Source organism: Fictibacillus sp. Mic-4 (assembly GCF_049843615.1).
In the GTDB taxonomy this organism is placed as follows: Bacteria; Bacillota; Bacilli; order Bacillales; family Fictibacillaceae; genus Fictibacillus_A; species Fictibacillus_A gelatini.
The window spans coordinates 21,611-35,536 of record NZ_JBBHZM010000015.1 but is presented as its reverse complement, the minus strand read 5'-3'; the positions used below and the strand labels follow the sequence as shown (position 1 = coordinate 35,536).

General features: G+C 42.7%; 12 protein-coding genes and 1 pseudogene. 11 read left to right on the top strand and 2 right to left on the bottom strand.

Features of this window, described 5'->3' with window-relative positions; translation table 11 throughout:
* Positions 1–14: 14 nt before the first annotated feature.
* From hydA to WD019_RS11415, 6 genes are all read left to right on the top strand, one after another.
* Positions 15–1,430, top strand: a complete 1,416-nt coding sequence (gene hydA, locus WD019_RS11440) for a dihydropyrimidinase (RefSeq protein ID WP_425711566.1) — start codon at positions 15–17, stop codon at positions 1,428–1,430.
* An 88-nt stretch (positions 1,431–1,518) separates the two neighbouring features.
* Positions 1,519–2,982, top strand: a complete 1,464-nt coding sequence (locus tag WD019_RS11435) for an NCS1 family transporter (protein WP_425711565.1) — start codon at positions 1,519–1,521, stop codon at positions 2,980–2,982.
* A 28-nt stretch (positions 2,983–3,010) separates the two neighbouring features.
* Complete coding sequence (locus WD019_RS11430; RefSeq protein ID WP_425711564.1) at positions 3,011–3,256, top strand: hypothetical protein; 246 nt, start codon at positions 3,011–3,013, stop codon at positions 3,254–3,256.
* A gap of 161 nt (positions 3,257–3,417) precedes the next feature.
* Positions 3,418–3,540 (top strand): FbpB family small basic protein, encoded by a 123-nt coding sequence (locus WD019_RS11425; protein WP_081412656.1) that lies wholly within the window; start codon positions 3,418–3,420, stop codon positions 3,538–3,540.
* Between the two features lie 171 nt (positions 3,541–3,711).
* Positions 3,712–4,977 carry a serine hydrolase gene (locus WD019_RS11420; protein ID WP_425711563.1) on the top strand — a complete coding sequence of 422 codons (1,266 nt, stop codon included), beginning with the start codon at positions 3,712–3,714 and terminating at the stop codon, positions 4,975–4,977.
* A 128-nt stretch (positions 4,978–5,105) separates the two neighbouring features.
* A complete protein-coding gene (locus tag WD019_RS11415) occupies positions 5,106–6,311 on the top strand; it encodes an acyl-CoA dehydrogenase family protein (RefSeq protein ID WP_425711562.1) in 1,206 nt (401 codons plus the stop codon).
* A 35-nt stretch (positions 6,312–6,346) separates the two neighbouring features.
* Here WD019_RS11415 and WD019_RS11410 read toward each other — a convergent pair whose 3' ends face one another.
* Entirely contained in the window at positions 6,347–6,547 is a 201-nt protein-coding gene (locus WD019_RS11410; protein ID WP_026677963.1) for a cold-shock protein, read from the bottom strand.
* A 427-nt stretch (positions 6,548–6,974) separates the two neighbouring features.
* Between WD019_RS11410 and WD019_RS11405 the strand changes: the two genes are divergently transcribed.
* Complete coding sequence (locus WD019_RS11405) at positions 6,975–7,739, top strand: MerR family transcriptional regulator (RefSeq protein ID WP_425711561.1); 765 nt, start codon at positions 6,975–6,977, stop codon at positions 7,737–7,739.
* Positions 7,740–7,972: 233 nt separating this feature from the next.
* Positions 7,973–9,397: an amino acid permease gene (locus WD019_RS11400; RefSeq protein WP_425711560.1), complete on the top strand. Its 1,425-nt coding sequence runs from the start codon at positions 7,973–7,975 to the stop codon at positions 9,395–9,397.
* A 198-nt stretch (positions 9,398–9,595) separates the two neighbouring features.
* On the opposite strand, the gene WD019_RS11395 is transcribed toward WD019_RS11400, so the two are convergent.
* Positions 9,596–10,474: an AraC family transcriptional regulator gene (locus WD019_RS11395; RefSeq protein ID WP_425711559.1), complete on the bottom strand. Its 879-nt coding sequence runs from the start codon at positions 10,472–10,474 to the stop codon at positions 9,596–9,598.
* Positions 10,475–10,819: 345 nt separating this feature from the next.
* Here WD019_RS11395 and WD019_RS11390 point away from each other — a divergent pair, with 345 nt between their 5' ends.
* From WD019_RS11390 to WD019_RS11380, 3 genes and pseudogenes are all read left to right on the top strand, one after another.
* On the top strand, positions 10,820–11,887 hold the full coding sequence (locus WD019_RS11390; protein ID WP_425711558.1) for a Gfo/Idh/MocA family protein: 1,068 nt from the start codon (positions 10,820–10,822) through the stop codon (positions 11,885–11,887).
* An 81-nt stretch (positions 11,888–11,968) separates the two neighbouring features.
* Positions 11,969–12,754 (top strand): glyoxalase/bleomycin resistance/dioxygenase family protein, encoded by a 786-nt coding sequence (locus WD019_RS11385; protein ID WP_425711557.1) that lies wholly within the window; start codon positions 11,969–11,971, stop codon positions 12,752–12,754.
* 149 nt (positions 12,755–12,903) lie between these two features.
* Positions 12,904–13,801 (top strand): annotated as a pseudogene (locus WD019_RS11380) (VanW family protein); the annotation flags it as partial.
* Positions 13,802–13,926 lie beyond the last annotated feature (125 nt).

The window sequence follows — 13,926 nt, the reverse complement described above, 5'->3', positions numbered from 1 at the left end:
AGGAGGTTTTTATCATGAGAAAAATCATTAAGAACGGAACGATTGTCACCGCCACAGATACATTTAAAGCCGAAATTTTAATCGAAAATGAAAAAATTAAAGCGGTCGGAACGGATTTGCCTTCTGAAGGTGCAGAGGTGATCGATGCAAATGGCTGTTATGTCTTCCCCGGCGGAATTGACCCGCATACCCATTTGGAAATGCCGTTTGGCGGAACCGTCACGAAAGATGATTTTGAAACGGGGACAATAGCGGCGGCGTTTGGCGGAACAACGACGATTATCGATTTTTGTTTGACGGACAAAGGGAAGCCATTGAAAGATGCGATTAAAACATGGCACGCCAAATCGAAAGATAAAGCTGTTATTGATTACAGCTTCCATCTAATGATTTCGGAAATCAACGAAAACGTGTTAAAGGAAATTCCGAAAGTGATTGAAGAAGATGGAATTACATCTTTCAAAGTGTTCATGGCGTATAAAAATGTATTCCAGGCAGATGATGAAACGCTTTTCCATACGCTTGTAACAGCGAAAGAGCACGGCGCGCTTGTTATGGTTCATGCCGAAAATGGGGATGTCATTGATTACCTGTGTAAAAAAGTGCTTGAAGAAGGAAAGACCGACCCGATTTACCACGCCCTTACAAGACCGCCAGAAGTTGAAGGAGAGGCAACAGGCCGGGCATGCATGCTGACAGGGCTTGCGAACGCCCGATTGTATGTCGTCCATGTTTCTTGCGCCCAGGCAGTAGGCAAGATTATTGAAGCGCGGAACAACGGAATTCAAGTATACGGGGAGACGTGCCCGCAATACTTGCTGCTTGACCAGTCTGCCCTTGAAAAACCAGATTTTGAGGGAGCGAAATACGTCTGGTCACCGCCTCTTAGAGAAAAGTGGCATCAAGATGTGCTCTGGAACGCGTTGAAAAACGACCAGCTGCAAACGCTCGGATCGGATCAATGCTCATTTGACTTTAAAGGGCAAAAGGATCTTGGAAAAGGCGACTTTACCAAAATTCCAAACGGCGGCCCGTTCATTGAAGACCGGGTAAGCGTCCTGTTCTCGGAAGGAGTGAAAAAAGGCCGGATCACGTTGAATCAATTCGTTGACATTGTATCAACGAAAAATGCGAAGCTGTTTGGCCTGTTTCCGCAAAAAGGAACGATCGCGGCAGGAAGCGATGCCGATCTTGTCATTTTCGATCCGAACGCCAGACGTACCATTTCAGCGAAAACCCATCATATGGCCGTTGATTACAATGCGTTTGAAGGAATGGAAATTACAGGTGAACCGATTTCCGTCCTATCAAGAGGAGAATTTGTGATCCGTGATAAAAAATTAGTGGCTGAACCGGGAAGAGGCCGTTATTTAAAACGGGCAAAATTTTCCCAGGAAATCGAAGCGCCGAAACAAGTTGTCACAAAATAGCACCCGTTGAGACAAAGACGAATCTACTATTCTGCAGTTAGACGCAGCCAGGGTTGTGTAAAAATAGTCCTTTGAAAGGAAGAGTCGCATGAAAGGAAGTTATTTAAAATCACCTGATTTATTTCCCATTACCCACCAAAACCGAAAGATTGGTAGTTTTGGATTTTCAACAATGTGGATTGGAATGGCCGTCGTTTTAGCTGCGTTTGCGATTGGTGGAGAAGGTGTTAAGCATTTGTCTTTAGGCTGGGTCGTTCTTGCGACGGTTATTGGAACCCTTGCGACCGGATTTTTTATTACGCTCATTGGCGATATCGGAATCGAACACGGATTATCATTTCCTGTTTATATGCGGGCGCCGTTCGGCACGATCGGCACCCACATCCCTTCCGTCGTCCGGGGTCTTACCGCTTCATTCTGGTTTGGGATTAACACGTATTTTGGGTCGACTGCTTTAAATGGCATTTTAAATACATTAACGGGGTTTGACAATTGGTTTATCTGTTATATCCTCTTTGCGATTGTCCAACTATTGAATACGGCGTTTGGGATTAAGGCGGTTGAAAAATTCGCGGATTTGGCCGCTCCTGTCATCATTTTAATTTCGATCTGGATGTACGGGACATTATCGGATAAAGCCCTCGCCCATGGGCGCCACGTCTGGAACTGGGTAGAAAGTCCGGTCACAGGTACGGCAGCGTTTACAGCTTTCATCATCGTTATCTTCAGCAATATGGGATTCTGGGCGACGCTCGCTGCCGACATTCCTTCCATCTCCCGCTTCATAAAGGCGCCAAAGTATGAAAAGAACTGGTTCAAGCGAAACAAAAACGCGATTATGGGAAATATGGTTGCTCTTCCATTAACGCAAACCTTTATGATCATCATCGGCGGTGTCTCTTATATCGCGGTGCAAAATTATGATCCGGTTGTTGCCCTGCAAGAAGCAGCAAACGGCTTTGTTTTAGGGATATTGCTTCTTATGATCGTTTTCGCCCAATGGTCAACGAATACGGCGGCGAATGTCATTCCGGCAGCCGTTATCTTCTCGAACGTAGGAGGCCCGAAAGTTCCATTTTATGTCGGGGTGTTTGCGGCGGGAATTGTCGGCTCCGTCGTCCAGCCATGGAATTTGTTCGCTGTGCTCGTGCCGTTTTTATTGACCGTCGGAGGGATTTTATCAGCGATTGTCGGAATTCTTTACGCCGATTATTATCTCATTCGAAAACGAAGAGTCAATGTGCATGATCTGTATGAAAACAACGGGCAATTTTATTATGCAGGCGGCGTGAATATCGCAGGCTTGCTTTCATGGGGGATTGGCGGAATTGCCGCTTATTTTCTCCCGGCCTATTCATTTCTTGTCGGGTTTGCCGCAGGTGCGTTCAGTTATTACATGCTTGCGAAGTTCTGGTGGTTTAAGAAATATCCGCAGGCCGAACTGAGCGACCCAAGTGATGAGAAATACCTTGGCATTACTGCAGGAAGGGATTGGACGATTGAACTGGGCGAGGAACCTGTACCGGAACAGGCTCCATTAAGCGTGCAATAGAAAAAAACCTTTATAAAGGAGGGGTTTGATGTCAGCATATGAAGAATACATTTCTGAAAAAGAAAAACTCGATTTTCTTGTTGAGCGAGGGTACCGGATTGTGAAAGTGACAGAAACGTTAGATGGATCAATTGTTGAATTTGAACACCGGGAAAAGATGCCAGGTAATAACAGGGGCAAAAAGGAAGTGTTGCAGATCTCGAATGCGGATGCAAGAAAATATTGTTCCTCTATCATCATAGAGCAACAACGGAACCCCACCCATGCAAAGTGAAAATTTAGGGATGCCCCGAATGTTTTGATTCGGGGTATTCATTATTTTCACAATTTATTAACCAAACATTCAAAAACTTTTAACAATTTGACGGTTTAACTATTCAAAAAATGAGGTATACTTAATCAGAGTTAAAAATTGAAAAAGTAAGGTGATGGAATATGAGAAGAACAATCAAATTATCTTTCAAGCAGCTAGTATCAGAGAATAAGAAAGAACTGCTGAAAGATCAAAAAGAAATGACAAGAATTGAAAAACGAATTGATGATAAATACTCGAAATAGTTTTTCATTTAAAAGCACGCCGTGAATTGTTCGAATTTTTAAATAAAGCCAATCTCTTTTCGAGAGATTGGCTTATTTATTTGCAGATAAAAGAAGTACTCCAAGCTATTTTTTGTTAGTATGGTAATAATAAAGGAAAGAAACTAGATCCAGAGTTTGTGGAGGAAAAAAATGATCAAACGATTTTCAATTGGACTGGCGATAGGGATTTTAAGCCTGGCTATCCTTCTTTTGTTTGGAAAAAGTGCACAGGTAAAAAAAACGGAACATTACGTTGTAACTTACAGCTCTCCTGAGAAAGCCGGCGTCAACGGGAGAAAACTTAGTGAGATCGACAACGTTGTAAAAAAAGCGATTGATCATGGTGTTACTCCCGGGGCAGTCGTATTAGTCGCAAAAGACGGGAAGATTATTAAAGAAAGCGCGTATGGTTATGCCTATAAATATGATATGGGCCAATTGCTGAGCAGGCCGCGCAAAATGACGGCGAATACGATGTTTGACCTCGCATCGATTACGAAGGTGATGGGAACGACCCAGGGGATTATGAAACTGGTTGATGAAGGAAAGCTTTCGGTTCAAGACCGCGTCGTGAAGTATCTTCCGGAATTCAGGAAAAACGGCAAAGGACATATCACGATCGCCGATTTATTGACACACACTTCCGGACTTGCATCGTGGGAACCTTCGTATCTCGTAGCAGCCAACCCGAAAGAAATGTTGGACTACATTGATCATATGAAGCTGAATTACAAAACCGGATCCAAACGGGTTTACAGTGACTTTAATTTTATTACGCTCCAATTTATTATTGAGAAAATAACGAAGCAGCCTCTTGATGTATATTTAGAAAAAGAATTTTACAAACCGCTTCATATGACCGATACGATGTTTAAGCCTGGCAAAAAATTAAAAAATCGAGTAGCTGCAACCTCGTGGGGAAATCCGGAGGAATACAACGCAATGTCTAAAGAAAAGGCGGAGTCCTTTAAAAAATGGAGACATTACACGCTTGTCGGAGAAGTGAATGATGGCATCTGTTATTATTCGAACGGGGGGGTTTGCGGGAACGCCGGTTTGTTTTCGACAGCCAAAGACTTGAGCATATTGGGGCAGGCGATGCTAAACGGAGGAACTTACGGAAAAACGAGGCTTTATCATGAAAAAAAGTTGCGTGAATTTACATCCGAACACCGATTTGGACAAGGGTACGGATGGGAACGAAACAAAAACTGGTATATGGGAACGTTGCATTCCGATTTGACGTTTGGCCATACCGGTTCGACGGGGACACAAATGATCATCGACCCTGAAAACAATTTGCAAATTTACGTATTAACGAATAAGCAAAATAATGGCCTAAAAAAAGACGGCTATCCGAATACCGGTGTCCTGACGAAACAGATCGCCACCATCGTTTATAAAGCAATGGAATAACTCAAAGAAAAAGTCTGTCTTATGTGACAGGCTTTTTATCATCTTATTGCAAAAACCTTTTGTTTTTATCGGAATAGTGTAATAATGTGATTAATCTAAAATGTTCGGCTGACATTAGATGAAATAAAATGTGTAAAAAGAAGGGTGTGGCGATTGTGAACGACGGTTTTATCAAAACGAAAACACAGCAAAAAATAATGAAAAAATTAAAAGCCGTAACACCTCAGTTTGTGAAACGGGAACATGAGCTAACAGAAAAAGGCTCGTTTCCATTTGAAAATATACAGGATTTGAAAGATATTGGCTATACGAGCATATCATTGCCGAAAGAGTTCGGGGGAGAAGAGATATCGTTATATGACTTTTTGCTATTCCAGGAACAAATTGCCCGGGGCTGCGGTTCAACGGCGTTATCGATCGGCTGGCATGTCGGCATTGTAATGGATCTGGCGGAAAATCGCACGTGGGAACCAACAATGTTCTCCTATATTTGTGAACAAGTCAAAAAAGGGGCGCTATTGAATCGAGCGGCAACAGAGCGCCAGACGGGGAGCCCGACAAGAGGGGGGAAACCGGCAACTTCCGCCTCCAGACACAAAGGCGGCTGGAGCATTTCAGGTAGGAAAACGTTCACGACCATGTCTCCTGTTTTAGACTATTTTCTTGTAACAGCATCCATTGAAGGGACCGATGAAGTGGGAGAATTCCTCATCCCAAAAACGGTTGAGGGCGTATCGATCGAAGAGACATGGGACAGTGTGGCGATGCGCGGGACGGCAAGCCATGATCTCGTCATGCATGAAGTAAAGATTCCTCAAGAATATTTAGTAGAAAAAAAGATTCCGGGAAAATCAAGCGCTAAAAACAGCGGCTGGCTCCTCCATATTCCAGCATGCTATTTAGGAATCGCGACAGCGGCCCGGAATTATTGCCTCGATTTTGCCGCCCATTACCAGCCAAACAGTTTAAAACATCCGATCGGCCAATTGCCGACGGTAGAGCAGGCGATCGGAAAAATGGAGCTGGAATTGATGCAAGCGCGGCATTTCCTTTATAGCGTCGCTGAAAAATACGATTCGGCAACCGACCGCAATGAACTAAAGCCCGAGCTGGCGGCTGCTAAATATATCGTTACCAATAGCGCGATCTCCATTGTCGATCACGCGATGCGAATTGTAGGCGCAAGAAGCTTGTCGGAGGCCAATCCTCTCCAACGCTATTACTTGAACGTTCGGGCAGGGCTTCATAATCCGCCAATGGACGATTCAACCCTTTCTTTATTGGCCAATCATGCATTAAAAACAGCAAACGAAAAACCCTTTGTTTCATTTTAATTCTGAAACAAAGGGTTTTCTTACGCTGGCTGCGATTATGCTTTTCTTACGTTGGCAGCTTGAGGCCCGCGTTGGCCTTCAGTCACATCAAAAGTAACCGCTTGACCTTCTTCTAATGTTTTAAAACCGTCACTTTGAATGGCTGAGAAATGAACGAATACATCATCACCATTTTCAACTTCGATGAAACCAAACCCTTTTTCCGCATTAAACCATTTTACTTTACCGTTTTGCATAAAAATAATTTCCTCCATTTAGGTACTCTTCAAGTACAAAATTTAACCAAATTACAAAATTACGAGTGTTCAAAAAGGGGGACAAACAGGGCCAGGAAGTACGACTGACACCATCACATCCTGTGATAACATCGAACTGACTCACGTCCTGTGAGCCCCCGGACTTATTTGAACAACCTCTAATACGTTGGAAAAAGTAAAAAACCGTATTTATCATTCTACAACGTGCAGGGATTATAAAGTCGCTACACCTAAATGAAAATACGGTTTGCTCTTAAATCCATATATATTAATTAAGTAAAATGGTTAACTAATGATAACATGGAAAGAAACGATTGTAAAATAAATTTGCAAAATTTTTTTCAAAAAGCTATTTACATTGACGTTACGTAAAGGTGTAAAGTGGAATTGTCAGGAGGTTGAGAACATGGAATATACAGTGCAAAAGCTAGGAAAACTCGCAGGGGTCAGCACGAGGACTTTGCGGTATTATGATGAAATTGGGATTCTTAAGCCGGCGAGAATCAATTCGTCAGGGTATCGCATTTATGGGCAAAAAGAAGTCGATCTGCTGCAGCAAATTTTATTTTACAGAGAACTCGGTGTGAGCCTGGATCAAATAAAGAAAATTGTAACATCACCGTCGTTTGATCTAACCCATGCACTGAAGGAACATCGGGACAAACTTCTGGCAAAACGAGAACAATTGGATAAGCTGATTGCGAATGTTGATAAAACATTGGCTACGCGAGAAGGGAGAATGACAATGACGGATCAAGAAAAATTTGAAGGTTTCAAGCAAAAGCTGATTGATGAAAATGAAAAGATGTATGGCGAGGAAATCCGTTCGAAGTATGGGAATGAAGTCGTCGATCAGTCCAATCAAAAACTTAAAAACATGACGAAAGAGCAATATGCGGAAATCGAAAAATTAAGCGAAGATATTTTGGCTACACTTAAAAAGGCGTTCGCCACAGGTGACCCGGCTGGAGAGTTGGCCCAGAAGGCGGCGGATTTGCATCGCAGGTGGCTATTGTTTTATTGGGATGGCTACACAAAAGAAGCCCATGCCAGCGTCGCCCAAATGTATGTAGATGATGAAAGGTTTACTGCATACTATGATAAGGTGGGAACCGGAGCGGCTGAATTTTTGCGGGATGCCATTCACATCTATACAGGCATAAAAAAATAAGCGTTCCTTTTTAGTAACGGCCATTACCTTTAAAGGGGTAATGGCTGTTATTCATTTTTTCAAACGATGGTTATTGCCAGAATCAAAGTTTTATGATCTAAATATTTTTGTTTCCAATCCCATATTCTGAAATTTTGAAATTGACAAATGTTCCATTGTTTATGTACAAAGAACGCATAGCAATCGTTTTATGAATCAAAAGAAATCATTTCAACTTCGAAAGGGGAAGTTCAATGGGGGAGCAAAAAGATTATTTCCAGGACATTATGGAAAGAGAAAAAGGATTGAATCGAGGGTTGACGACTCGCCAACTCTCAATGATCGCAATCGGAGGCGCGATTGGAACAGGCTTGTTTCTGGGGAGCGGCCTTGCTATCCGTACAGCGGGACCGAGCGTCATTGTCAGCTATGCCATAGGAGCCGTCATTGCCCTTCTGCTTATGGGGTGCCTTGCGGAAATGACCGTCGCCCATCCTACTTCAGGATCTTTTGGCGCTTATGCGGAACGTTACATTAGCCCATGGGCGGGGTTTGCCGTCCGCTATTCGTATTGGTTTTGTCTCGTTTGTGCGGTAGGGACGGAAGTAACGGCTATTTCGGTCTACATGAAGTATTGGTTTCCTTCCTTTCCCGGATGGGTATGGGTTCTCCTATTTTCCGCCGTTTTGCTCTATGTAAACGCGACAAGCGTCAATTTATTTGGAAGTGTCGAGTATTGGTTTTCGATGATCAAAGTTATCGCGATTATCGGATTTATCGTCCTGGCTTGCATCGTTCTGTTTGGCTCGGGAAGGCATCCGGAAATGGGGCCGCAAAATTATACGAAAGCAGGCGGATTTTTTCCTAATGGATTCTGGGGAATGTGGATCGCCATTTTTCTTTCGCTTTTCAGCTATTTGAGTATTGAAATGATCGCGGTAAGCGCCGGGGAAGCGAAAGAGCCCGAGAAAGCCGTCCCTTTAGCACTTAAGTCCGCTGTTTTCCGCCTTGTCCTGTTTTATCTTTTGACCCTTTCTCTCATGCTGATGATTGTCCCTTGGAAAGCTGCAGGCGGTGAAGAAAGCCCATTCGTTAAAGTAATGGAGCTCATCAATATTCCCGGTTCCGGAGGGATTATGAATTTTGTCATCCTTATCGCTGCTCTATCAGCCATGAATAGCCAGCTTTACATCTCAACGCGCATGATGTTTTCATTATCGCGTGCAGGATATGCCCCTCAAAGCTTCGGAATGCTGAGCAGGAAAGGCGTTCCCGTAATGGCGCTTGCCTTATCAACCATTGGGATTGCCATCGCTGCAATTTATACCGTCGTTTCACCGGAGACAGCTTTCATGGGCATGATTTCCGTATCGAGTTTCGGGGCGATGTTTGCGTGGTTTATGATTTTTGTTACCCACCTTTTTTTCCGGCGAAGATGGAATCAGATGGGGGGAGGGAAACTGCCGGTTCGCATGATCGGGTACCCGTATTTAACGGTCATTGGAGCCGTGCTTTTGGCGCTCGTCGTTTTATCCACATGGTTTTCGCCTGATTTCAAGGCGACATTGACTCTTGGGTTCCCTTTCTTGATCGCGGTGACAATTGCCTATTTTATCTGGAAAAAAGTGAGCGACAAACAGGCCCGGGACTTCAAGAAGAATCAGAGCGAAACGTTATAAATGTTCGAAAAAAAAAGCACCTGAAGAAGGTGCCAGTTGCAAATTTTGTATTTTGACTCAAGAAGTGAACCAGATGCTTGAAGCGTATGACCGCGTTTTTATCAACATTAGTCTAACGGAGCATGCCATTTTAAAGAAAAATGACAGGGGGATCAGGCGAAGAAATAACACCTGATCCTCCTTATTTTCCTCTCTAAACTAAAGAGCGTTTTCACCAGTCTTTCGAATGGGAATGTAGATATCGACCTGTGACTCTTCATTGTCTGCGCCTAAAAATCGTTTATCATAGATTTCAAAATCATCTCCTTGCACCAGCTCATATCCTGATTTCGGCAACCAGCTGCCATAAATGTAATCAAAAGCGTTTCCAAGTGAATTTAGCTTCCCTTTATGAGTGACAACTACATACTCCCTTTTAGGGATGGTCTTGCATACCATTCCTGCTGGCAGATCATAGACGCTGCTTACAGGAACGCATGCCATGTATGAAAAATCTTCATGAACGTGATTCGTGGCAAATTCACTTACTCCCATCATTAAATCGGGTGAAATTCTGTTTTTAATTTCTCCTACTCTTAAAAGAAATTCTTCCCAAAGGGCCGGAACTTTGCTCTCGGTCAACGTTGTTGAACAGGCTATACCAACCACTGTAAATTGATCTTTCACAACAATTTTTGGCTCCATTGCCATCCCTCCATTTAGATAGTGTAGCTTTTGCTCAGTGATTCGCTGTTTTTCTCTTATAAGTAATCTCTCGTTGTTTTGTCGGAACGATCCTGGCGTTACATGAAACATTTTTTTGAAAGCTCTAGTAAATGATTCATGAGTTTCAAACTGGTATTCAATCGCGATATCGACAAGTTTTTCTTTCGTATGAAGGATATCGTATGCCGCCTTTGTCAATCGTCTTCTTCGAATGTATTCAGATACCGATTCCTTCACATACGACTGAAAAATGCGATGGAAATGGTACATCGAATAGCCTGCAATCTTCGCGATGTCCTCCAGCGAAATTTTATTCTTCAAATTTTCCTCGATATAATCGATCACTTTCTGAATGCCTTCATAATACTTCATGTGTTCACCCGGCTCCCTTAGCTTTGATTCAAAGTATAACGGCGAAAGAGGTGTTGTTCTTGACTTTTTTTGCGGTTTTTCATTCTTCACTGATCTAACGAAGTGTATTTAAAACTGATATCAAAACGGTACGCTATTTTCCGAATATCCTGCACGGTTTCCTTTTTTGTATTTATTTTCTTGGATTCGTGATAGATATTAAAAAATCCTTTTCCTGTCTGAGTAGAAAAACCATACGATATCCGTTTCTCTTTATTTGGCAATCAGTTTATGAAAAAGTTATACTCGAAATAGACTGAATATTGGATGAAATGGTTTGCAATTAGCTCAGTGGGAGGAAATTAAATGAAGCCATTACGTGTTGGAATCATCGGCACAGGATTTGGTGCCGATGTGCATGCTCCGATCATGCAATCTCATCCGGGGTTTGACGTGATCTCCGTATGTAGTGTGGCAAGGGGAAACATTGGGAAAGTCCAAAAACAAACAGGGATAGAAAATATTTATATCGACTGGAAAGAAATGCTTGAAAAAGAACAATTGGATCTGGTTTCAATCGCAGCCATTCCTTCTTTGCATTGTGAAATGGCGGTCACGTCTTTTTCATACGGAGCCCATGTTTTATGTGAAAAGCCTATGGCTCTTAATCTAGATGAAACAAAAAAGATGATGCGCGCTCAAGAGAAATCGTCACGTTCAGGTTTTGTCAATTTTGAATGGCGATTTCTTTCAGCCAGACAAATTGTAAAAAAAATATTGAGCGAAGAGCAAATCGGTAAAGTCCTCCACATTGATTACGATATTAGTTTTCCGGGTTATCACGCACTAACGACTGAAAACATAGGATGGGCTGGCCAACAAAAAAATTTTGGCGGCATGTTAGGCGCGATGGGATCACATATGATAGATTCTATCCTCTGGTGGATGGACGAGGAGGTATCAACTTTGATTGCGCAGTTAAACGTACATATTCCTGAATTTACAGATGAACATGGAATTACAGAATATCGGGATGCAGACGATTCCTTCTTTATTAGTGGAAAGTTCAAGAGTGGGACAACGTTTAAAATGCAATTGATGAGTGCCGCCAACCATGGATTCGGGTCGGTTTTGAAAATCTATGGATCTAAAGGCACGGTTGTTTTAAATGATGATCAAATTGTTCAGCTAGGGTTTGAGAACCAGTCTTTAGAGAACATTGATATAGAAGACATTCTAGCACCGAAAGATATGCCATACACGGCTTCACGTTATTATCCCGCCTTTAAGCCATTTCTTGACAAACTATATGAAGCGATTGTAAGCCATAGAATAGATCCAGATCTACCGACTTTTTCCGACGGCCATAAAACCCAGGCCATCCTGGATGCCGTTCGCCAATCATCCGATAAAGGGATAAAAGTTAGGTTCTAAGAATGCCAATGCTGAAAACGTTCAAAAGAAATGGATACACGTCTTGAGTAAAGACTTTAGAAAAATGATTGAGGTGATGAAATGATTACCCATTTTGCAGATCTGGAATTAAACACAGTGTCCATACAGGGAGTGAAGCAATGTTACTTGAATCGTCTGAAGTTGCCTATTATCTATGAAACGGCGGATTTTATCCGGTTCCAGATCACCCCATTTACGACGTTAAGTTTTAAAGAAAGATATGAACCGATTGCTCCTGCACACTTAGCCTTTCAAGTTCCATATTCTCTGTTTGATAAGGTAGCGTCTTTTGTGCTGGAATCAGGTCTATTGGTATTAAGGCAAGAACACGGCCAATATATTGACGAAACCGAAGGCAGGAAGAATATGTACTTTCGCGATGGAGATGGAAATCTACTCGAAATCATTTCACATCAATACGTTTCAGAGCATGCATTGACTGCTTCCGGTAGCCTTAAAGCACTATATCTAAGGGAAATCGGTTTTCCGGTCGATTTCGTTCCCGCTTTTCGCGATTGGCTAAAAAGCGCACTCGGAATGAAAACAGAAAAGGAAACGGACCTTTTTAACTTCGTCATAAGCGGAACGGCCCACGCTGTCGTTGTTTCCAAACAGAGGCCCTGGATTCCTATTGCTATGAAAGCGTTGCCCCCTCAAATGAAAGTGACATTCGGCACACCTGATAAGGAATATATCCACGAGGCAACTGGGAAAATAGAAGGATCACGATTAGACTCAAACGAGCTTCACTTTTCAAAAGAAACTTACAATTTTTCGATCAAACATACCCCGAATTTTAAAGCCTCATTCATCCCGGGATTGAATTTGCCTAGCCTCAATTCATGACGTTCCAATGACCTTAATGAGGATATTCGATAAATCCTGGAAAGACGCTTTTTCCATTGGAAAGGCGTCTTTTCAAGTTGCCCGGGCAAAGTGAAGAAGCGGTCATAAAAAAGCGGGGCATGTTCATACTAAGGTTGGAGGTATACATAATGAAACTTTCATGGATTACTGGACTTCTTTTACTTATCCAACCCCTTAATCATTCTGACAGTTTAACATTAACCCAACATGGCAAGACGATTGCGGTCGTTCATCGGACGGATTTCACGATGCCACTTCCCGGCACACCGATAATGAATGCGGAAAAATACAATCAATTTATTAACCAGCTTGATCAGAAAACATATGAAGCGCCAGTCAATGCGAGGATAAATGATCAAGGAACTATTATCCAGGGCAAGACAGGGCACAGGCTTGATCGGGTTTCATTTAAAGAGCAATTTTATGCTTACTTTTTTGGCAAGGGACCTTCTAAAATCGAAATTCCGGAGATGAATGTTTATCCCCGTGTGGATAGCGAGCTGCTGGCACATATTCGCGTCAAACAGATCGGCCAATACGTGACTTATTTTAACGCTCGTAATCAAAGCCGCGCACACAACATTTCCCTCGCGGCTCAAGCTATTAACAATTATGTCGTGTTTCCGAACGAAACGTTTTCCTTTAATCAGGTGGTTGGAATAAGAACCGCGGAAAAGGGATATAAGCGCGCCCCCGTCATCGTAAAAGGAGAGCTGTCAGAAGGAATTGGCGGAGGAATTTGCCAGGTGTCATCAACGTTGTTTAATGCTGTTGACCGTGCGGGTCTGCGAATTGTTGAACGCTTTTCCCACAGCAGGAGCGTCCCATATGATCCGCCTGGCCGAGACGCTACGGTAAGCTGGTACGGGCCTGATTTTCGCTTTCAAAACAAATACAACCAGCCGATTTTAATCCGGGCAAAAAAATACGGAGGCAGCATGGTTGTTATGCTTTATTCTTCGGATGTCATTAATTACGAGCCGCGAAAAGTTCCGGGCGTTTCAACCCGTGCCAAAAGAAATTAATGTCAGGACATTCCCCCAAAATTTTTATAAAGAACCCGAAAAAACGATGCCCTTTCGGGTTTTTATTACGCCCAGCTCTATGAAAAATCAGTGGCAAGTAAAGGCAAAAAAAAGAGCCGTTTCTAA

What these genes read in the sequence shown, in the direction of transcription:
- WD019_RS11390 (WP_425711558.1), top strand. Translation starts at nt 10,820, where the DNA reads ATGAAGCCATTACGTGTTGGAATCATCGGCACAGGATTTGGTGCCGAT.
- WD019_RS11435 (WP_425711565.1), top strand. Translation starts at nt 1,519, where the DNA reads ATGAAAGGAAGTTATTTAAAATCACCTGATTTATTTCCCATTACCCAC.
- WD019_RS11425 (WP_081412656.1), top strand. Translation starts at nt 3,418, where the DNA reads ATGAGAAGAACAATCAAATTATCTTTCAAGCAGCTAGTATCAGAGAAT.
- WD019_RS11430 (WP_425711564.1), top strand. Translation starts at nt 3,011, where the DNA reads ATGTCAGCATATGAAGAATACATTTCTGAAAAAGAAAAACTCGATTTT.
- WD019_RS11400 (WP_425711560.1), top strand. Translation starts at nt 7,973, where the DNA reads ATGGGGGAGCAAAAAGATTATTTCCAGGACATTATGGAAAGAGAAAAA.
- WD019_RS11410 (WP_026677963.1), bottom strand. Translation starts at nt 6,547, where the DNA reads ATGCAAAACGGTAAAGTAAAATGGTTTAATGCGGAAAAAGGGTTTGGT.
- WD019_RS11415 (WP_425711562.1), top strand. Translation starts at nt 5,106, where the DNA reads ATGTGTAAAAAGAAGGGTGTGGCGATTGTGAACGACGGTTTTATCAAA.
- WD019_RS11405 (WP_425711561.1), top strand. Translation starts at nt 6,975, where the DNA reads ATGGAATATACAGTGCAAAAGCTAGGAAAACTCGCAGGGGTCAGCACG.
- WD019_RS11420 (WP_425711563.1), top strand. Translation starts at nt 3,712, where the DNA reads ATGATCAAACGATTTTCAATTGGACTGGCGATAGGGATTTTAAGCCTG.
- WD019_RS11395 (WP_425711559.1), bottom strand. Translation starts at nt 10,474, where the DNA reads ATGAAGTATTATGAAGGCATTCAGAAAGTGATCGATTATATCGAGGAA.
- WD019_RS11385 (WP_425711557.1), top strand. Translation starts at nt 11,969, where the DNA reads ATGATTACCCATTTTGCAGATCTGGAATTAAACACAGTGTCCATACAG.
- hydA (WP_425711566.1), top strand. Translation starts at nt 15, where the DNA reads ATGAGAAAAATCATTAAGAACGGAACGATTGTCACCGCCACAGATACA.